General features: G+C 73.4%; 12 protein-coding genes. 9 read left to right on the forward strand and 3 right to left on the reverse strand.

Annotation, left to right across the window (positions count from 1 at the left end):
• Positions 1-89 precede the first annotated feature (89 nt).
• Positions 90-785, forward strand: coding sequence for a GntR family transcriptional regulator (locus tag ABZ172_RS27020; protein WP_356887409.1), 696 nt, complete (start codon positions 90-92; stop codon positions 783-785).
• Between the two features lie 90 nt (positions 786-875).
• Here the strand turns inward: ABZ172_RS27020 and ABZ172_RS27025 are convergent, their stop codons facing one another.
• Both ABZ172_RS27025 and ABZ172_RS27030 read right to left on the reverse strand, forming a co-directional pair.
• Positions 876-2,870: a beta-N-acetylglucosaminidase domain-containing protein gene (locus tag ABZ172_RS27025; RefSeq protein WP_356887411.1), complete on the reverse strand. Its 1,995-nt coding sequence runs from the start codon at positions 2,868-2,870 to the stop codon at positions 876-878.
• Between the two features lie 168 nt (positions 2,871-3,038).
• Positions 3,039-4,049 carry a mannose-binding protein gene (locus ABZ172_RS27030; protein ID WP_356887413.1) on the reverse strand — a complete coding sequence of 337 codons (1,011 nt, stop codon included), beginning with the start codon at positions 4,047-4,049 and terminating at the stop codon, positions 3,039-3,041.
• 405 nt (positions 4,050-4,454) lie between these two features.
• On the opposite strand from ABZ172_RS27030, the gene ABZ172_RS27035 reads away from it, so the two are divergent.
• The 4 genes from ABZ172_RS27035 to ABZ172_RS27050 all read left to right on the forward strand — a co-directional run bounded on the left by ABZ172_RS27035 (position 4,455) and on the right by ABZ172_RS27050 (position 11,225).
• A complete protein-coding gene (locus ABZ172_RS27035) occupies positions 4,455-5,267 on the forward strand; it encodes a type VII secretion system-associated protein (protein WP_356887415.1) in 813 nt (270 codons plus the stop codon).
• On the forward strand, positions 5,264-6,505 hold the full coding sequence (locus ABZ172_RS27040) for a ricin-type beta-trefoil lectin domain protein (protein WP_356887417.1): 1,242 nt from the start codon (positions 5,264-5,266) through the stop codon (positions 6,503-6,505). The genes ABZ172_RS27035 and ABZ172_RS27040 overlap by 4 nt, the downstream gene beginning before the upstream one ends.
• A 146-nt stretch (positions 6,506-6,651) precedes the next feature.
• The gene (locus ABZ172_RS27045) at positions 6,652-9,969 is read left to right on the forward strand and encodes a right-handed parallel beta-helix repeat-containing protein (protein ID WP_356887419.1); all 3,318 of its coding nucleotides are present in this window, start codon (positions 6,652-6,654) and stop codon (positions 9,967-9,969) included.
• Positions 9,966-11,225 (forward strand): S8 family serine peptidase, encoded by a 1,260-nt coding sequence (locus tag ABZ172_RS27050; RefSeq protein WP_356887421.1) that lies wholly within the window; start codon positions 9,966-9,968, stop codon positions 11,223-11,225. The genes ABZ172_RS27045 and ABZ172_RS27050 overlap by 4 nt, the downstream gene beginning before the upstream one ends.
• An 87-nt stretch (positions 11,226-11,312) precedes the next feature.
• On the opposite strand, the gene eccCa is transcribed toward ABZ172_RS27050, so the two are convergent.
• Positions 11,313-15,362, reverse strand: a complete 4,050-nt coding sequence (eccCa, locus tag ABZ172_RS27055; RefSeq protein ID WP_356887423.1) for a type VII secretion protein EccCa — start codon at positions 15,360-15,362, stop codon at positions 11,313-11,315.
• Between the two features lie 407 nt (positions 15,363-15,769).
• Here eccCa and eccD point away from each other — a divergent pair, with 407 nt between their 5' ends.
• The 4 genes from eccD (at position 15,770) to ABZ172_RS27075 (ending at position 20,025) form a co-directional block, all read left to right on the forward strand.
• Positions 15,770-17,173, forward strand: a complete 1,404-nt coding sequence (eccD, locus tag ABZ172_RS27060; protein WP_356887425.1) for a type VII secretion integral membrane protein EccD — start codon at positions 15,770-15,772, stop codon at positions 17,171-17,173.
• Between the two features lie 48 nt (positions 17,174-17,221).
• On the forward strand, positions 17,222-18,841 hold the full coding sequence (gene eccB, locus ABZ172_RS27065) for a type VII secretion protein EccB (RefSeq protein WP_356887427.1): 1,620 nt from the start codon (positions 17,222-17,224) through the stop codon (positions 18,839-18,841).
• 449 nt (positions 18,842-19,290) lie between these two features.
• Entirely contained in the window at positions 19,291-19,626 is a 336-nt protein-coding gene (locus tag ABZ172_RS27070; RefSeq protein WP_356887429.1) for a hypothetical protein, read from the forward strand.
• A gap of 90 nt (positions 19,627-19,716) precedes the next feature.
• The gene (locus ABZ172_RS27075) at positions 19,717-20,025 is read left to right on the forward strand and encodes a WXG100 family type VII secretion target (protein ID WP_356887431.1); all 309 of its coding nucleotides are present in this window, start codon (positions 19,717-19,719) and stop codon (positions 20,023-20,025) included.
• Positions 20,026-20,129 lie beyond the last annotated feature (104 nt).

Genomic DNA, 20,129 nt, shown 5'->3' on the forward strand with positions numbered 1-20,129 from the left:
GAGAGATCCGCTCCCCCTTTCTTGTATGGCAGAAGGGGTACGAACGCGCGATTGACGGGTCGCCGCCCCTCCCACTAGGTTCATGTGCCATGCAAGAACCCACTCGGTCGAAGAGGACGTCGTTGCAGCAGACCAGCATGCAGGCCAAGGTCGCCGAAGAGCTGCGCCAGATGATCATCAGTGGTGAGCTGCCGCCCCGCTCCAGCCTCTCCGAGATGGCCCTCTCGCAGACCTTCGGCGTCAGCCGCACCCCCATCCGCGAGGCCCTGAAGCAGTTGCAGATCGAGGGCCTGGTGGAGGTGCGCCCCCGGGTCGGCACGTTCGTCGCCGTCCCGTCGCGCCGGGAGATCACCGAACTGTTCCAGATGAAGGAGCTGTTCGAGGGCGCCGCCGCCCGGCTGCTCGCCCTGCGGGGCAACGTCCCCGAGGTGGAGCAGCTCGACGCCACCATGCGGGCGGCCGACGCGGCCGTCCGCGCGGGTGACTCCGAGCGCTACGAGGAGCTGGTGCACGAGTTCCACGACCTGATCGTCGTGGGCGCCGACAACTCGAAGCTCCAGGCCCACTACCGCACCCTGATGAACCAGCTGGCCTACGCGCGCCTGGTCCGTACGTCCCTGGCGCAGCCGGGCCGGCTCAGCGAGTCCGACCACGAGCACCACCACGTGCTCGACCTCATCCGCGCCAAGGACGGGGACGGGGCGGAACGCGTGATGCGCGAACACGTGCGTCGCAGCCACCAGGCGCTCATGGCCGGCATGGACGACGACCGGTTCCAGCGCTGACCCGGGCCCGGCCGGGCGCGGCGGTCCTCCGCCCCGCCCGGCCGGCCTCCGCCGTCGTGGCCGGACACCGGTCCCGGTGCCCGGGCCACGTCACATCGACGGCGCCCGCGTGATGAACGTGTCCAGCACCCCGTCCGCCACCTTGATCCGGCCCTGCGGCCGGGTGGTGCCCGGGATGGTGGTGTACGCGGACGCCCGCTCCGCCAGCGCCGCGGCCTCGGCGAAGTCCGCCTGCCCGTCACCGCCGTGCAGCCGGTCCCGCAGCCCGTCCAGGGTGGCGTCCAGCGAGCCGCCCCAGGCGTCGAGGGCGTCCAGCCACGGCTCGGTCTGCGCCAGGAAGGCCGGGTCCTTCACACCGGCGCGGATCTGCTCGGGAGCCCCGGCCAGGACGTCGGCGTAGGCGCCGAGCCCGCGCAGCGCCGCCTGCCGGCGGGCGCGGTCGCCGCTCGACCAGGCCTCGGTGAAGTCCGCCAGCCGCGCGGCCAGTTCGGGTGCCTGCGGCTGCCACTCGGTCTCGCCGAAGGTCGGCGCGAGGTGCTGCGTGTCGAAGAACGCGAGCAGCGCCCGGGTGGTCCTGGGGTCACCGCCGGCCAGGTAGCCGGCCGCCGCGCGCCAGGTGCGCCCGGCGTCGTAGTCCTCGTCGTTCCAGGCGAACGAGGCGCCCCCGAAGAGCGCCACCTTGCTCGCCGCCGCCTGGTTCATCGGGTTGAGCACGATGCCGCTCAGCGCCTTGTGCAGCCCGGCCTCCCGCTTGTCGTACGGGGCCATCAGCAGCCGGCCGGTCGTCTGCCCGTAGTCGTTGACCGGGTAGTTGTCCCAGAGGAACACCTTGCGTCCCCACACCGCCGAGGCGGCCTCGGCGTCCGCCACGCTGATCGAGGGCGGCACGACGTCGGTGCCCGTCCACTGCACGACCACCTTCGGGTCCAGCTGCTCGCGCAGCACGGACTTGTAGGCGGAGTCGGCGGTGTCGGAGTACTCCGTGGGCACGAACTGCAGGGGCTCGGCGTCCGGGTGGGTGTCGACGAAGTCGCGCTGCACGGCGTTGAGCAGGTCGGCCTGGGCCCGCCCCGCGCTGCCCCTGCCCGGTGCGCCGTAGGTCTCCTCGTCGCCGTCGCAGTTCCACCGGGTGTAGCTGATGTCGTCCAGCGCCACGTAGAAGCTGCGGGCCCCCTGGTCGTAGAGGGTGCCCAGCTTCGCCTTCAGGGCGCTCACGTCGCCGGGGTCGCTGTAGCAGACGGACAGGCCGGGGGAGAGGGCGTAGGTGAAGCCGACGTGGTGGGAGGTCGCCTGCTCGATCAGCTCCCGCAGCTCGGCCAGCTTGTCGGCGGGATAGGGCTCGCGCCACTCCTCCCTGAGGTAGGCGTCGTCCTTCGGGGTGTAGATGTAGGTGTTGGCCTTGATGTCCCCGTAGAAGGCGAGCTGGTCCAGCCGGTCGGCGTGCGACCAGGGCGCGCCGTAGAAGCCCTCGATGCTGCCGCGCAGGGGCATGGACGGGTGGTCGGTGACCGAGACGGCGGCCAGGGTGTGCCTGCCGGTCACCAGCTGCCGCAGTGTCTGGGCGGCGTAGTAGACGCCGTCCCCGTCGTTGCCCGCGAGGACGACGGTGTCGCCGCGGGAGGCGAGGGAGTAGCCCTCCGCGACGAGGGTGCCGGGCACGCTGCCGCCGGCGGAGCGCAGGGCCGCGGCCACCGCCCGGTCCTCGACGGAGCCGGCCACGACGGTCAGCTTCGCCCGGGGGGAGCGCGGTCCGGCCGGGCCGGTGTCGATGTGACGGGCCCCGGCCGAGGCCAGCGCCTTCCTGATGACGTCGGCGCTCGCGGCGTCGACGTCGTCGCCGAGCACGAGCCGCACCCGGTCGGGGACGCGCAGGTCCCGGCCCTGGGACTTCATCTGCTGCGGGGTCGGGGTGACGACGGGCAGGGCCGCGGGCGGGGCGGCCGAACCGGCTGCCGGCCGGCCCGCCGGGTGCTCGCCGGCCGCCTGGGCGGGGGCCGCGAGCGTGCCGAGGGCGAGCAGGGCCGCCGCTCCGAGCAGCGGGAGCCGGGGGACACGGGGGAGACCGTACGGATGGCGTTCAGGCATAGCGGACACTGCACCTCCACGGAACCGGACCATCACATTCAGGTGGTGGAGTGGTCTAAACCACCACTCGTGGAAGCCGGTGTCAAGATCGGGCGCGGGAACGGCCGCTCCGGGTCGCCGGTCCGGCGGCACGGGGGCCGGCCGCCGGAGGGCGCGTCACGACCCGTGTCAGGTCGACCAGACCACGTTGCCGCCGTCCACGACGACCACCTTGGCGTCGGCCCGGAGGACCAGCTGGGCGCCGGGGTGGTCGTGGGTCTTCGACGCCCAGATGGGGCGGTCGTCGCCGTTGTGGATGACCAGGTTGCCGTCCGGCTGGAAGATCGCCCGGTGGTTCGGGCCGAACGTCATGGCCGCCCAGATCGGTTTGCCCTCCTCGTTGAGCACCACGAGGTTGCCGTCGGCCTGCATGATCATGCGGATGCGGTTGGTCGTCCAGGCCTGGTTGACCTCCAGGACGCTGGGCGCGGAGACGGCCACGGTCGTCCAGTCCGGCTTCGGGGCCGCCTTGGGCTTGGGCTTCTTCGAGGGGCTGCTGCTCGGCTCGGGCCGCGGTGCGGGCGCGACGGGCTGCGGGGCCGTGGTCCTCGGCGCCTCGACCTTCTTCACCTCCTTGCTCGGGGAGGGGCTGGGCGTCCCGGCCACGTAGTCCCCGACGGCCGCGGGGCCGGAGTTCGGGTTCAGCACGGTGTCCGCGCTCCCCGCGACCGTCTTCCGGGGGGTGTCGTCACCCCGGTCGTCGTCCGCGCTCCCGACCAGCAGCACGGGTATGGCGATCAGGGCGGCGCCGAGGAAGGCGGCCCCCGCCAGCATGGGGGCGCTGGGCCGTCCGCCGTCGACCCCGGTGCGCGTCTTGGCGTCCGGCGCCGCGACGGCGGCCGTCGCGACCGCGGTGGCCGCCCCGTTGGTCACGGTCGCGGCGGTGGACCGCTCGTCCGCGGACGCGGCGCCGGCCCCGGACTTCGCCGCGGCGACGGTGTCCGCGTCCGGCTCCGGCCGGGGCGCGCTCTCCGGCTCCGGTGCGGGGGTGGTCTCCGGGGCCTGCCGCGCCTCGGGGGCGGCCTCCGGGCCCCGCTCGGCCCCGGTCTGCCCGGAGGGCGGCTGCGGTGCCTCGGGCGCCTGTGCGTCGGGAGCGGCTGCTGCCGCCTGCGTTCCGGAGTCGGGGTGTCGGGGGGACATGGGGTTACTCCTCATCGGGGCGGAACCTGTCGTGGGGCAGTGACCGGACCGGATGAACGCCGAGCGGTCCCCGCGGCACCGGCCGGGGCCCTGTGGGGACGGGGACGGCCGGTGGGGCCCGTGCGCCGACGTGGCCGAGGGATACACAACGTAGCCCGTCGCGGGACGGAGTCCGCCTCATCGCCCCGAATGCCCGCGTCAGTTCGTCCCCCCGCGCCCGACTACTCCCGTTAGGTTCCCTGTTCGGGCACCATACGGGCATGCGAGCGTCCGATACGGACCTGTGCCCGAGGCCCACGGATGGGACCGGTATGACATCCTGTTGACTAGGTTTGATCGGTGTCGGCGCGCGTTGTCGCCGTCCGGCACCCAAGGATTCGTACGGACCCAAGAGTTCAGGTGGAAATGCGGCCCGGAGAGCGTCAAGAGGACGGGCAGGGCGCCCTGCCCACCGGTCCGGGCGTCTCCGGTCCGGCCGCCGACCTGCCGCCGCCCGCCGTCGCGGACGGCGGGGCCGCCGAACAGCCGGAGATACCCGAGGCCGTCAGGACCGCTGCCCGCCGGGCGCCGGGGCACTGGATCGGGGTGGTGGACCCGGAGTGGGCCGAGGAGCGGACCCCGCCGGAGTGGGCGGTCCTGGGCGAGTGGCAGTCGGACGACGACGGCGGCGTGGGGGAGTACCGCGCCAACCCCGCGTACCGTCCCTCGGCGCGGACACTCGGCTGGCCGGAGCCCACCGACCCGGTGGACGCGGCGGCGCAACGGGCCGCCACCGGGTACGGCACGGTGGAGGCGGCGCTCGCGGCACTCGCCGAGGCGGACGTCACCGTGGTCCGCGGACCCGACGGCGGACCGCTCACGGCCGCCGGACGGGACGGAGAACCTGTGGTCCTGTTGTTCACCTCACCGGCACACATGTTCATGTCCTCGGCACTTCGTCATGACACACTGCCCGCGGCGGAACTGGCCCGTTCGCTCGACGGTCCCGGAACGCTGCTGATGGTCAACGCCGCCGCGGCGGCACCCCTGCTCGTCCCGGCGGACAGCCTGCTCGGCCCCGAACGCCCGGCGGACGACGGGAAGGTGCCCGCCCGGGAGGCGGACGTGGACCCCTCCGGCACGGAGCTCCGTGCCGGCGCTCCGGCCGCGGACCCGTCCGCGGACCGGGCCGACACCCCATCCGACCCCTGGCCCCACACCACAGGGAGAACCCCGTGACGCGTTCGGCTCAGCAACCCCCCGCCTCCCCGCGGGCTCGCGCGGAGTCCGGTCCCGAGAGCGAGGAGACGGCCGCGGCCGGCCTCGCCGAGCCCACGCCGGAGGCGAAGCCCGCCCCGTCCGGGCCCGCCGCGAAGACCCCCACGTCCGAGCCCGCCCCGTCCGGGGCCGGTGCGAAGTCCGCCCCGTCCGGCACGGGTACCGCGGCTGCGGCAGGCCCGGCGGAGCCGCAGGCCGAGCCTGTGGCGAAGTCCGGCGAGGCCCCGGAGGGGACCAGGACGGGCCCGGCGGCCGAGCCCGACGGCGAGTCCGCGACCGGTGCCGCTTCCGGCACCCGGTCCGAGACCGACCCCGACTCCGCCACCGCCGTCGCGCAGAGCCGGCTGCCCTCGCTCGTGCGCACCATGACCGCCACCGCGATCGGCCGGCCCCAGCAGACCGGCCCGGTCGGCCGGCCGGGCAAGGCCGTGCTGGCCGGAGCCGCGATCGCGGGGGTCCTGCTCGTCTCGGTGCCCTTCCTGGTCCTGGCCACGGACGACGACGAGGACCGCGACCGGCCCGCCGCGGCGGCCGGGACCGTCCTCACCGGCAGCGAGCAGGACGCCCCCGGAGAGTTCGCGGTGACCCCGACCGAGAACGCCGGCCCGGGCGACGGCACGAAGGGCCCGGACTCCTCCGCGAAGGCCGCGAAGCCGGTCGAGCAGGCCCCGAAGGCGGAGCCGGAACCGGAACCGGAGAAGAAGGACGAGAAGTCCGAGAAGGACGACGACAAGCCCGCCGCGTCCGAGAAGAAGAGCACCGAGAAGAAGCCGGCCGCGAACAAGAAGAAGGCGGGCGCTCCGGCGGTCACCTTCAGCGGTCCCGTCTCCTTCCGCAGCCACCTCTCGGGCCGGTGCATCGACGTCCCCAACCACGACTTCAGCGACGGCAAGGCGCTGCACGTCTGGGACTGCAACGGCGCCCCCGCGCAGAAGTGGCGGTTCGCGTCCGACGGCACCATCCGCATCCAGGACAAGTGCCTGGACGTGGCCGGCGCCAACTTCAGCGACGGCACCGTCATCCAGCTCGCCTGGTGCAACGGCAACGACGCCCAGAAGTTCGCCCTGAACGGAAGTCACGACCTGGTGAACACCGTCGTCGGCATGTGCGTCGACATCGCGGGCGCGAACCGGAACAACGGAGCAGCCCTGCAACTGCTGAGGTGCTCGGGCAACCCCGCCCAGAAGTGGAGCACCTGACCGAGTCATTCGGCACCTGGAGCACCGCTCCCGGAACACGCAGGTCCCGGGGCGAGGCATGATGGCACCGTCGGCTCCCCGACACGCGTCCCCGGCCACGTGGGGGACGCTCGCTGAAGATGTTGGCGTAGCAAGGAGGTTGGTGCGTGTCGCGCCAGGTACTGTCGGTCGGCCCCGATAGCCGGGACCGCTACCGGACGATCGGTGAGGCACTCGCTGCTGCCCGTACCGGTGCGCTCATCAGCGTCCGGCCCGGGACGTACGCCGAGAACCTCGTGATCCACACCCGGGTCACCCTCACGGCCGCCGAAGGGCGGGGCACGGTGGAGATCCGGCCGCGGTCGGGCAGCGTCATCGCGCTGCGCGCCGACGCCGTGATGCTCTCCGAGCTGACCCTGCGCGGTGGCGACGCCGAGCTGCCGGCCGTGGACGTACGGCGCGGCCAGGCCGCGCTCGACGGCTGCGAGGTCGTCGGCGCCGCCTGGACCGCGATGCTCGCCGGAGGGACGGGCTCCCTCGCGCTGCGCGACTGCCGGGTGAGCAACCCGCAGGGCGCCGGCATCGTGGTGACCTCGAACGCCCCCACCACCGTGGAGTCCTGCACCTTCGAGCACCTGGGCACCAGTGGCCTGGTCCTCGCGGAGCAGGGCGAGGCACGCGTCCGCGACTGCACGGTGCGCGGCGCCCGGGGGAACGGCCTCCTCGCCAACGGCGAGTCCCGCGGCAGCGTCGAGGACTGCGACATCTCCTCCACCGACAAGCCCTCCATCGCCCTGGAGGAGAACTGCTCCGTCACGGTCGTCCGCACCGTGGTGCACGACACCAGCAACGGCGTGCACCTGAGCAGCGGCGGCCGTACGACGCTGGAGGACGTCCGCGTCACCGGCGCCTCCGGGAACGGGATCACGCTGGCCGCGGGCACCGACCCCGTGCTGCGCCGCTGCCGCGTCTCACGCTCCCGCGGCAACGGCGTGCTGGTCACCGACCGGGCGCGCGGCACCTTCGAGGACTGCTGGGTGGACGGCGCGCAGGGCGCGGCGGTCCGGGTGGCCGGATCCGCCTCCCCGGCCCTCACCGGACTGACGGTCCGCGACTGCGACGGGGCGGGGCTGCTCCTGGAGGAGGACTCCGCGCCCGAGCTGGACCGGCTGGAGGTCATCGGCGGATCCCCCGCGGTCTCGGTGCTCGCCGGCGCCAACCCGCTGCTGCGCCGCGCCCGTCTGGTGGAGCCCGCCGGTGACGGTATCTCGGCGGCCAGGGAGGCCCGTGGCCGGGCCGAGGACTGCGAGATCGTGCGGCCCAAGGGCGCGGGGGTCCGCGTCGCCTCCGGCAGCACCCTGTACCTCGCCGGCGGCGGGGTCTCCGACACCGTCACCAGCGGTCTGGTCGTCGAGGACGGCGGCAACGTCACCGTCCGCGACTTCCGCGTGGAGATGTCCGGCGAGGAGGGCGTCGTGGTGGACGCGGGCGGCGAACTGACCGCCAACCGCACCGCCGTGCACGCCCCCAAGAGCCACGGCTTCCTGCTCCGCGAGGGCGCGCTCGCCTCGCTCAGCGGCTGCGAGGCCACCGGCGGGGCCGAGGACGGCTTCCGGGTGGAGTCCACCGCACCGGTCTCGCTGGTCAACTGCATCGCCCGGGAGAACGAGGGCGGTGGCCTGGTGCAGACCGCACCCGGCGAACGGCTCGCCGTGGAGGGCCTCCACAGCGTCGGCAACGGCAAACGGGACGCCTGGGGCACCGGCAGCGCCGAGAACACCGACCCGGCCGGTTCCGGTGCAGCGGACGCACCCCCGCCGGACCGCGCGGACGGCCCGCTCGGCGCCCTCAACGCGCTGATCGGCCTGGAGAACGTCAAGCAGCAGGTCGGCACCCTGGTCAACCTGACCCAGCTCGCCCAGCGCCGTGAACAGCTCGGCATGTCCGCTCCGCCGATGAGCAGACATCTGATCTTCGCCGGCCCCCCGGGCACCGGTAAGACCACCGTGGCCCGTCTCTACGGTGCGATCCTGGCCGAGCTGGGATCGCTGCGCAGCGGGCACCTCGTGGAGGTCTCCCGGGCCGACCTGGTCGCACAGATCGTCGGTGGTACGGCGATCAAGACCACCGAGACCTTCCAGCGGGCGCTCGGCGGCGTCCTGTTCATCGACGAGGCGTACACGCTCACCGCGGACAGCGGCAACGGCGGCGCCGACTTCGGCCGCGAGGCCGTGGACACCCTGCTGAAGCTGATGGAGGACCACCGCGACGACGTGGTCGTCGTGGCGGCCGGCTACTCCCGTGAGATGGACTCCTTCCTCGGCTCCAACCCGGGTCTCGCCTCGCGTTTCTCGCGGACCGTGGAGTTCGAGAACTACTCGGTCCCCGATCTCGTGGCGATCATGGAGAGCATGTGCGCCCAGCACCAGTACGAGCTGGGCGAGGGCACCGACGCGGCACTGGCCGCGCACTTCACCGCCATGCCCCGGGACGAGGGCTTCGGCAACGGCCGTGCGGCCCGCGGGGTGTTCGAGGAGATGGTCGACCGGCAGGCGGTCAGGCTCTCCACCCAGGCACAGGTCGGTGAGCACGACCTGCGGCTGCTGCTGCCCGAGGACGTCTCCGTCACCGCCGCCGCCAAGGCCGGCGAGACGGCCGTACCGGACGACGACCCGCTGACCCGCCTGGGCGACATGATCGGTCTGGCCGAGGTCAAGCGCGACGTGGCGGACCTGGTCAACCTGATCACCACGGCCCGGCACCGGGCCGCGGCCGGGCTGCCGGTCCCCTCGCTCAGCAACCACCTGGTCTTCACCGGCCCGCCCGGGACCGGCAAGACCACCGTCGCCCGCCTCTACGGAGAGGTCCTGACCCAGCTCGGCATCCTCGAACGGGGCCAGCTGGTCGAGGCGGCCCGCGCCGACCTGGTCGGCCGCTACATCGGCCACACCGCCCAGCTCACCCGCGAGGTCTTCGAACGGGCCCGCGGCGGCGTGCTGTTCATCGACGAGGCGTACACCCTCACCCCGCGCGGCGGTGGCGCGGACTTCGGCCAGGAGGCGGTGGACACCCTGCTGAAGCTGATGGAGGACCACCGCGACGAGGTCGTCGTCATCGTCGCCGGCTACACCGACGAGATGGAACGCTTCCTCGCCTCCAACCCCGGCCTGGCCTCCCGCTTCCCGCGCCGGATCGCCTTCGCCGACTACTCCTCCGAGGAGCTGGTCACCATCGTGCGCGCCCAGGCCTCCAGCATGGGCTACGAGTGCGGCCCCGGCACCGGACCGCTGCTCAAGGAGTACTTCGACTCCCTGACCCGGGACCGGTCCTTCGGCAACGCCCGACTGGCCCGCCAGGTGGTCGAGTCGATGGTCACCCGGCAGGCGGGGCGGCTCAGCTCGCTCGCCTCGCCCACCCTGGACGACCTGCGCATCCTGCGTCCCGAGGACGTCACGGCCGCCGCACCGAAGGTGGCACCCCGATGAAACCGCCCGCCCGCGGCACCGCCCGCCTGCTGTCCGGCGCCGGGATCGCCGCCGCCCTGCTGCTGCCCGCCGCCGTACCCGCGCAGGCGGCGCCTCCGCTCCTGCCCATGGCCGACGGGGAGAAGGGCCAGGAACTGCCCGCCATGCCCTCGTCGCTGGACCCGGGGAACGAACAGCTGACCTGCACCCCGGCCTCCCGGGAGAAGGCGAAGAAGCAGGACTGGTCCCGCCAGCGCCTCGACCTGGACCGGCTGCACGGGCACAGCACCGGTGAGGGCACGACCGTCGCGCTCGTCGACACCGGTGCCGCCACCGGCGCCGCCGGGCTCAAGGGCCGGGTCACGGCGCAGGGCGCCGCCGGTGAGGACTGCGTCGGGCACGGCACCTTCCTGGCCGGGCTGATCGCCGGGGACGGCGGCGGCAACACGCGGCTGGCCGGAGTCGCCCCGAACGCGAAGGTCCTGGCCCTGCGCGGCACCGACGAGCGAGGCCAGGCGGACGCCGCGCTGGTCACGGAGGCGGTGAAGGCGGCGACGACGGCCCGCGCCGACGTGATCGCCGTGGCGGTGGCCCTGCCCCGCCGCGACGCGGCACTGTCCCGCGCGGTGGCCGCGGCCCGTGAGGCGGGCGCGGTGGTCGTGGCCGCGGCGACCCCGGACCCGCCGCGGACCGGCACCGACGAGATCCCGGCCCGCACCTACTGGCCGGCGGGCGAACCCGGTGTCCTCTCGGTCGGCGACATGCTCCCCGCCGGGGTCCGGCCCGACCGCGCCCTGCCCACCGACGGCATCGACCTGGTCGCCCCCGGCGCCGGGGTGGTCTCCGGAGGCCCCCGGGGCGACGGCCACTACCTCGGCGCCGGCGCCTCGGTGGCCACCGCCTACGCCGCCGGGGCCGCCGCCGCGGTCCACGCCGCCTATCCGGGCGAGGCCCCCGACGACGTGGCCCGCCGTCTGACGGCCACCGCCTACCCGGCCGACATCCCTCAGCTCGACCCCTACGCCGCCGTCACCACGGTGCTCGGCGAGCCCGGTTCGGCCCCGGGCGCCGGGCGCGCCGCGGAGCCCGTGACCGTCCGTGACACGGCCTCCGCCGACCGTGCCACCGGCCGGGCCACCCTCTTCGTCCTCCTCGGCTCGGCGTCCGTCCTCGCCGTCCTGTGGGCGGGCTTCGCCTTCACCCGGGCCCGCGCCCGGGGCTGGCGTCCGGCGGGCGCGGCCGCGACGGGTCCGGCCCCTGCGGCGATGCCGGAGTGAACTGACGCCGCCCGACCTGGCACCGCACGACGACGCCCTCCCGGAACCTTCCGGGAGGGCGTCGTCGTGCGGTGCCGGTGTCCGGTCCTACTCTCCCTGGACCTCCTCGACCAGCGCCGTCTGCATCAGGCGCGGCTTGCGGCGGGCGATGTGCAGGGCCCGGCCGGGCGGGAGGTTGAGGGGCTTCGCGTTGCCGAACAGCCTGCCCTCGGTGGGCGGGCAGGACAGCAGCACGGCCGGGTTGTTGGCCTCGTCCAGACGGCGGACGAGAGCGTCGCTCAGGCCGCGCCCCGCACCCATCGCGCTGCGGGCGACGACCAGGTGCAGGCCCATCTCGTAACCGAGGGTCAGGCTCTCGAAGAGCGGCTCGAAGGGACTCTGGAAGGAGTTCCCGGACACCATGTCGTAGTCGTCGATCAGGATGAACAGACGCGGGCCCGTCCACCAGTCGCACCGGCGCATCCGGGCGGGGGCGATGTCCGCGCCGGGCACCCGGGTCTTCAGGGCGCGGGCCGCACCGTCGACGGTGTCCTTCAGGTTGTCCAGGGAGATCACGTGCCCGATGCGGTACTCCTCCGGCACGGCGTCGACCAGCGTACGGCGGTAGTCCACCGCGATGATCTTCGCCTCGGCCGGGGAGTAGCGCTCGGTGATCCCCTTGGCGATCAGGCGCAGCAGGTTGGTCTTGCCGCTCTCCGTATCGCCGACCGCGATCAGGTGCGGCGTCCGGCTGAAGTCGTGCCAGACCGGCTCCAGGGACTCCTGGTCGATGCCGAGCGCGAGGCGCATGCCGCCGCCCTCGGTGCTCTCGGGGGCGGGGAGTTCGGCGACCGGGAGGCGGTGCGGCAGCATCCGCACCTGCGGGGCGGACGGACCGGTCCAGTGCCGGGACACCTCGGCCACCAGGTGGGCGACGCCCTCGCCGAGGTCGTCGAGGGAGCCGCTGCCGTCCAGCCGGGGCAGACCGGCCAGGAAGTGCATCTTGCTGTCGGCGGTGATGCCCCGGCCCCCGGTGCGCGGCACCGAGCGGGCCTTGCGGGTGTCGATCTCGGAGTCCATCGGGTCACCCATCCGCAGTTCCAGACGGGTGGCGGCCTGGTCACGGACCTGGGCGGACAACTCCACCCAGCGGGTGGTGGTGATGAGCAGGTGGATGCCGTAGTTCAGGCCGCGGGCGGCGAGTTCGTTGAACTTCGGGATCAGGTCGTCGTAGTCCTGGCGGACCGTCGACCAGCCGTCGACCACCATGAACACGTCGCCGAAGGGCTCGTCCGGGAACTCCCCGGCGGCACGCCGGCGGCGGTAGGACTGCATGGAGTCCAGGGTGTGGTCCACGAAGAACTGCTCACGGCGGGCGAGCAGCGTCATGACCTCGGCGACGGCCCGGTGCACCCGCTCCGGGTTGAGCCGCGCCGCGACGCCGCCGACGTGCGGCAGCGCCGCCAGCTGCGAGAGCCCGCCGCCACCGAAGTCCAGGCAGTAGAACTGGATCTCGGCCGGTGTGTGGGTGAGCGCGAGCGCGGTGATCAGGGTGCGGGTGACCGTGGACTTGCCGCTCTGCGAGCCACCGGCGACGGCGATGTGGCCGCCGGCCCCGGAGAGGTCCACGACCAGCGGGTCGCGGCGCTGCTCGAACGGCTTGTCCACGAGACCGACCGGCACCTGCAGCTTGCCGGTACCGGGCCAGCCGGCGGCGCTGAGGCCGCGCTCCGGATCGGGGGCGATGCCGGGCAGCAGGGCGTCCAGCGGCGAGGGCTCGTTCAGCGGGGGCAGCCACACCTGGTGCGCGGCCAGACCGGTGCCGCGCAGCCGGTCGAGGGCCACGTCCAGCAGGGCCTCCTCGTCACCGGTCTCCTCCGTCTCCGGCTCCGGCAGGGCCGCGGGTTCCACGATGCGCGGCACCACCCAGCCACTCGTCCACGGCACCACCTGGCTGGCCACCCGGGCCTGCACCACCGCGCCCGTACGGCGCCGGTACGTCCCGGAGGAGTAGGCGGCGCGGAACCGGGTCAGCGCCTCCACACCGGACTTCAGATAGCCGCTGCCCGGCTGGGCCGGCAGCTCGTAGGCGTCCGGTACGCCGAGCACGCCGCGGCTCTCCATCGCGGAGAAGGTCCGCAGACCGATGCGGTAGGAGAGGTGGCTCTCCAGCTGGTGCATGCGCCCCTCGTCCAGGCGCTGCGAGGCGAGCAGCAGGTGCACCCCGAGGGAGCGGCCCAGCCGGCCGATCATCACGAACAGGTCCATGAACTCACGGTGCGCGGAGAGCAGCTCGCTGAACTCGTCGACCACCACGAACAGGCTGGGCAGCGGGGCGAGCGGCGTCCCGGCGGCGCGGGCCCGCTCGTACTCCAGGGCGGACGTGTAGTTCCCCGCGGCGCGCAGCAGCTCCTGGCGGCGGATGAGCTCGCCGTGCAGGGCGTCCTGCATACGCTCCACCAGGGCGACCTCGCTCGCGAGGTTGGTGATGACGGCGGAGGTGTGCGGGAGCTCCTCCAGGCCGAGGAAGGTGGCGCCGCCCTTGAAGTCGACCAGGATGAAGTTGAGGGTCTCCGAGGAGTTGGTCAGGGCGAGACCGAGGACCAGGGTGCGCAGCAGCTCGCTCTTGCCGGACCCGGTGGCGCCGATCAGCATGCCGTGCGGGCCCATGCCGCCCTGCGCGGACTCCTTGATGTCGAGCTCGACCGGGCGGCCGTCCACTCCGACCGCGATCGGCACCCGCAGCCGGCCGGAGCCGGTGTGCCGGTCGAAGAGGGTCTGCGGGTTGTGCCGGTGCAGGTCGGGGATGCCGAGCAGCGTCGTCAGCTCGACGTCGGAGTCCAGCGGCTGTGCGATGTCGGTGCCCAGACTCATCCGCCGGGACGTCAGCAGCCGGGCCAGGGACTCCGCCCCGAGCAGGCCGAGCCGGTCCGGCCGGCCGAGCGGCACGGTGCGCTCCTTGCGGCTGCGGTCCGTGCGCACCAGGTTCACCTGGTCGGGACCGGCGGTCAGCCGCAGGGTGTTGCGGCCGGGACGCCAGCGGAGCGCCCCGGAGACGTCGAGGGCCAGGGCGTTGCGGTAGCCGTGCCCCTCCCAGCGGTGCCCCTCGGGGATCGTGACGCCGTCCAGGACGACGACCGTGTAGGGCTCGTCGCGGCCGGGGCGGGCGTCCGGGTCGAAGTCCGGACGCTCGGCGAACTCGGGGCCGAGCAGGTCGTCCAGTTCGGAGATGTCGGCGGTGATCCGGCGCACCTGGCCGGCACCGTCCTCCTCGTGCGGGTCCAGCACGTGCGGCAGCCACTTGACCCATTCCCAGTCGGGCCGCCGCTCGTCGCTGACGCAGACGGCCAGCCACAGCTCCTCCGGCGCGTGGAACACCGCGAGCTGCCCGAGCACGGCGCGCACCAGGTCGCGCACGGCGTCGGAGCCGGCGGCCCCGCCGCTCTCCTCGCCCGCCGCGGCCGCCGGCTGGACGGACCCCTCGTCAGGCGTCTCCTCGGGGCGCAGCAGGATCCGGGCCGAGGACCGCAGGTAGAGGCCGAGCGGCTGGTCGGGGATGGTCGAGTAGGCGCGGATGAAACGCCGCAGGGCGTGCGCGCAGAGGGGTTCGAGGTCCTCCACCGGCCGGGTGGAGACCGGCTCCAGGGTGAGGGCGAGCTGCTGCTCGCCGACCGCGAGACGTACCTCGCCGAAGTCCTCGTCGGCCGGGCGGCGCTCCCAGAGCCGGGAGGTGCGCGCCAGCGAGCGGAGCGAGTGCGGCTCGGGGTGGCGCCAGGCCAGGGCCCGCTGCTGCTCCGCGATGGTGGTCCTGACCCGCTTGCGGATCTGCGCCAGGTAGCGGAGGTAGTCGCGGCGCTCGCCCTTCAGACGCTGCTTGCGCTCGCTGGAGCGGCGCATCAGCTGCCCCAGCAGCATGGCGCCGGCGGAGAGCGCCATCACGCCCATCGCCAGGTACATGAAGACGCCGTTGCCGCCACCGGGCCGCAGGAACATCAGCATCATGGACACCGACATCAGCGCCATCGGCAGATAGGTCCAGATCGCCGAGGTGTCCGGGGTCGTCTCGGCGAGGACCGGCGGCTCCTGGAGGGTCAATTGCCCGTCGGGCATCTCCGGTCCGCGGCGGCGGGCCGGGCGGCGGAACAGCACCACACTCAAGGAACAGAACCTCCGTTTTACGGCTTTCCGGCCCGTACCGAATACCGGTGCGCCCGGTAGTTGGGAAAGACCGCACCGCGCTGATTCCCCGGTGTCCCGCGCGTGCCGCGGTGAACGTCGGGTGAATGTTTCGGGCGGACAGTAGGGGAGGAGTAACTCCCGTGATGGCCAATTGCATACCGGATAGTGAGTCCGATCCGCAATACGACCCGGTGGTCGTAGGCAGTAGTCTGCATTCACGGAACGCGAACTGTCCACGCGGGGTGGGTCGTCGCGATGAGTGACGGCATGATTTCCCCGCCCGGCAACCGTTCCCCGCCGTACGGGCCTTCCGTACTGTTCGCACGTCCCCTCTTCCACGAGGGGCCCTCCTGTCAAAGCCCCCACAGAAGCCGAGAGTTCAGCTGATGACCGACAGTGCGGTGGCCGAGTCGTGCCGCCTGACCGTACGTGCGCCGAGCGTCACCGTCGACCTGGCCGTGCCCGCCGACGTGCCGGTCGCCGATCTGCTGCCCACCTTGCTGCGTTACGTCGGCCAGGAGGCCGAGGAAGCCGGACTGGACCACGCCGGGTGGGTGCTCCAGCGGCTCGGTGACGCGCCCCTCGACGAGGAGACGACCCTGGCCGGCGCCGGGCTCTCCGACGGCGCCGTGCTCTACCTGCGCCCGCACACCGAGGCGTTGCCCGAGGCACGGCTCGACGACCTGGTCGACGGCATCGCCGACACCGCGGGCCGCCGGCTGCACACCTGGCACCCCGGCGCGGCCCGCGGCCTGCTCCTGGGCACCGCCGTGGCGACCGTGGCGACCGCCCTCGTCCTGGTGTTCTGGCCGGGAGTGACCGGCTCCGGATCCCTCCGGGCCGCCTGCGCGGGCGTCGCGGGCCTGCTGCTGCTCGCCGGTGCGGGATCCGCCAGCCGCGCCGTCGGCGACCGGCTCTCCGCGACCGCGCTCGGCCTGCTGGTCGCCCCCTGCCTGGCGCTCGCCGGCTGGGTGCTGCCCGGCGGCGACGTGACCGGACCGGACGCGACGCAGGTCGTCGGAGCGCGGCTGCTCGCCGCGGGCGCCGCGGGTGCGGGAGGCGCGGTCATCGCGCTCGCCGCCACCGCGGTCGGCGCCCCGGCCCTGCTGGCCACCGCGGTCGTCTCGGTGGCCGCCGCCGTGGCCGGAGCTCTGATGGGATACACCGGCCTCGGCGCCCCCGCGGCCGTGGCCCTGGTGTCCGCGGTGGTCACGCTGGCCGCCGGCACGGTCGCCCCGTTCGCCTTCAAGCTCGCCGGGATGAGGATGCCCTCGCTGCCGTCCTCGGCCGGTCAGCTCCAGGAGGGCATCGACCCCTACGCCGGTGACGAGGTCGCCGAGCGCACCCTGCTGGCGGGACGCTGGGTCGCCGCGCTCTTCGCCGCCACCGGCGTGATCGCCGCCGCCGCCCTGACCGTCATCGCCCAGCACCCCAACCTGCCCGAGGTGCTGACCGCGGTCGTCCTGAGCCTGCTCCTCCTCCTGCACGCCCGCGGCCTGGTGCACATCGGGCAGCGGCTGACCCTGACGGTGGCCGGGATCTGGGGGCTGCTGCTCCTGGCCCGCGCCTGGGCGGTGGACAGCGGCGACGGACGCGTGGTGGTCTTCGCCGTGCTCCTCGCGGTGGCCGCGGGACTCGTGATCGCCTCCTGGATCGTGCCCGGCCGCCGGATGCTGCCGTACTGGGGCCGTGCGGCCGAGCTGGCCCACACCCTCTTCGCCGTGGCGCTGCTGCCGCTCAGCCTCTGGGTCGCGGGTCTCTTCGGCTGGCTGCGCGGTCTGTTCGGCTGAGCACCCCCGCACGCCGTGACATGGGAAACAAGTTGGTGAGGAGAGGCAGTGCAGTCCAAGCGCGACCAGGTACACGCCCACACGTTCATGATGGGCAGGCTCAGCTCGGGCCTGCTGACCGCCGACCCGGACGCCCCGGAGAGCCCCCTCGGGCGCACGACCCGGGGCGTCGTCTTCGGGGTCCTGGTGACCGTGCTCGTCGGTGCGGGCACCACGGTCTTCGGGCTGCTGCGCCCGGGCGGGAACGACGGCTGGCAGAAGGGCGAGCACCTGGTGGTCAACCGTGACACCGGTGCCCGCTACCTGTGGACCGGCACCGACGGCGTCCTGCACCCGGTGCGCAACTACGCCTCGGCCCGGCTGATCGGCGGGTCCGAGCTGGAGACCGCGGACGTCGCCACCGCCTCCCTGCGGGACGTCCCGGTGGGATCGCCGGCCGGCATCCCGGGCGCCCCGGACACCGTGCCCGGGGCCGGAGAGCTGGACGCCGCCGCCTGGCACGTGTGCGTGACCGGCCCCGGCGGAGCGCTGCCCAGCACCACCGGAGCGGTGGGGTCCACCGGGGTGGACGAGCCGGGGGCGACCACCGTGGTCGCCGGGGCGCCGCTGGACACCCAGGACGTGAACGGTGGCCGCGGGGTGCTCGTGCGCGGCCCCGGGAAGACCGAGTACCTGGTCTGGCGCGGCAGCAGGCTCCCGCTGGACCGGAAGTCCGACGCCCGCAACGCCCTCGGCTACGGCTCGGAGGAGCCGATGCCGGTCTCGGCGGCCTTCCTGGACGCGCTGGCCCCCGGCCCCGCCCTCAAGCCGCCCGCCGTACCCGGCCGTGGCGAGGAGGGCCCGGTGCTCGGCGGTGAACCCAGCCGGATCGGCCAGGTCTTCAACGTGCAGGTGCCCGGCGGCGGCAGCACCTACCACCTGCTGCAGAAGGACGGCCTGGTGCCGCTGACCCGGCTCGGCGCCGCCCTGGTGCTGGGTGACCCGGCGACCCAGAAGGACGCCTACGAGGGGAAGTCGCCCGAGGTGCGGGACGTCGGCGCCGACGCACTGCGCGCCCACCGGGCGAAGGACGCGGCGACCGCGGGTACGGCGGACCTGCCGGACACCCCGCCGGTCCCGCAGCCCGCGCCCCGCGGCACCGCGCTGTGCGCACAGGTGGACGGCGACCACGGCGGCACCCGGATCAGGTCGGTACTGGTCCCGCTGACCGGACTCGCACCGGTCGTGGTGGCCGAGGGCACCGCCCAGCCGCTGAGCCCCGCCTGCGTCCGCATCGACGCCACCGTGGTGCGGCCGGGGCGCGGTGCCCTGGTCCGGGCCCTGAACGCGAGCGGCGCGGCGCACGCCGGCACGACGTACCTGGTGGCGGAGAACGGTGTGAAGTACCGCGTCCCGGGCAAGGAGGCACTGGCGGCCCTCGGTTACGCGGCCGGCGACATCGGCTCCGTCCCGGCGCCGCTGCTGGCGGCGTTGCCGACCGGGGCGGACCTCGACCCGGCCGCCGCCTCGGGCGCCGCGCAGCCCCGTGTCACGGCCCCGCAGTGCGCGGCCGAGTCCGCGGACGAGAAGAAGGACGAGAACAAGGAGAAGGACAAGGCCGAGAAGGGGGACCAGGCCGAGAAGGGCGGAATGGGAGAGGCCGTCGGCGCGGCCGACTCCGCATTGTGATCCATACGGAACCGTGCGTACGCGGCCGAAGAACGGAAAAACCGGCAAAGAGAAATCTTCCCCGCGGTGCCGTCGACTTCTTGTGAACGGAACGCGAGGGCGATCCTCAAATAAAGCTCAAATATTCGGGCGTCGGTGCCCGCGGAATCCCGCGGGTGCCCGCACATCGCCTGATCGGGCTGTCCCGGTGACCGTTCGCCCTCCATGGGTGCCCGTTTCCGAGCCGTTTCGTGCCGACCGGCGCGGAGTGGCCCCGGACGGTCCCGCCCTCGGCGAGCAGCGGGTTCATCCCGTGGAAACATTTGAACAACTCTGTTGTCGTGCAGGGGTTCTTGAGAACTGGCCTATGCTCAAATCTTCCCCACACGCGTTGCGCTGAACGCCAGGTTCTCTTTAGCCTCGGCGGGGCAACGGTGCAACAAGGCAGGCCTGTAGGAAGGGAGCGCGACATGGCGGACACTGGCGCAAGGAAAGCGGACTATGCCAAGGGCTTGGGAGGTGTCTCCTCCCTGGAGTCGGCCCGGAGCGCAGTCGAGAAGATCCAGGACAACGTCGCGCAGATCGCCGCGCGTTCGGGTGTGGGGGGCGACGAGGGCCAGGCCCTGCTGAAGCTCTTCCGCAGCTGGAACGGCGAGGCGCAGAAGGTTGTCGTCCAGATCAGCAAGATGGTCGACGCGCTTCAGGAGAACGTGACCTCCGCCGACCGTCTGGCGAAGGAGAACCAGGACCTCACCGAGGTCCTCAACAGCAAGACCAGCCAGGGCGTCTTCGAAGCGCTGCGCTGACCCACCCCCCGCGGTGCCGGCCCCCCTGGAGGAGGCCGGGACCGGTGAGCGGCCCGGGCCCCGGCGCCCGGCCATCCGAGAGGAGATGTCATGGCTGACGGCATCATCGATGTGCAGTACTCCACGGTCCGCAACGCGATCGAGGAGCTGAAGGGCCAGACCCAGCAGATCATCACCACCCTCAACAACCTGGAGGACGAGCTCAGGCCGCTCGTCGCTTCATGGGAGGGTGACGACCAGCAGATGTACCGCGGGGTCCAGGCGGAGTGGGACCAGGCCACCAAGAACATGGCCCTGCTGCTCGGCGACAGCGGCGAGCTGGTGCAGAGCATCCACGACAACCACTCCCGTGACGAGCGCAGGAGCGCCGACAACTGGGGCAACGTGCGAGCCCGCTGAGGCTCTTCGTCCGGGTCGTGGGGGGGGGGGGGGGCCCCCCCCCCCCCCCCCCCGCCGCGGGGGGGGGGGGGGGGGGGGGGGCGGGTTTTTTGGGGCGGCGGCGT

Source organism: Streptomyces sp. NPDC006296 (assembly GCF_040613235.1).
Lineage (GTDB): Bacteria > Actinomycetota > Actinomycetes > Streptomycetales > Streptomycetaceae > Streptomyces.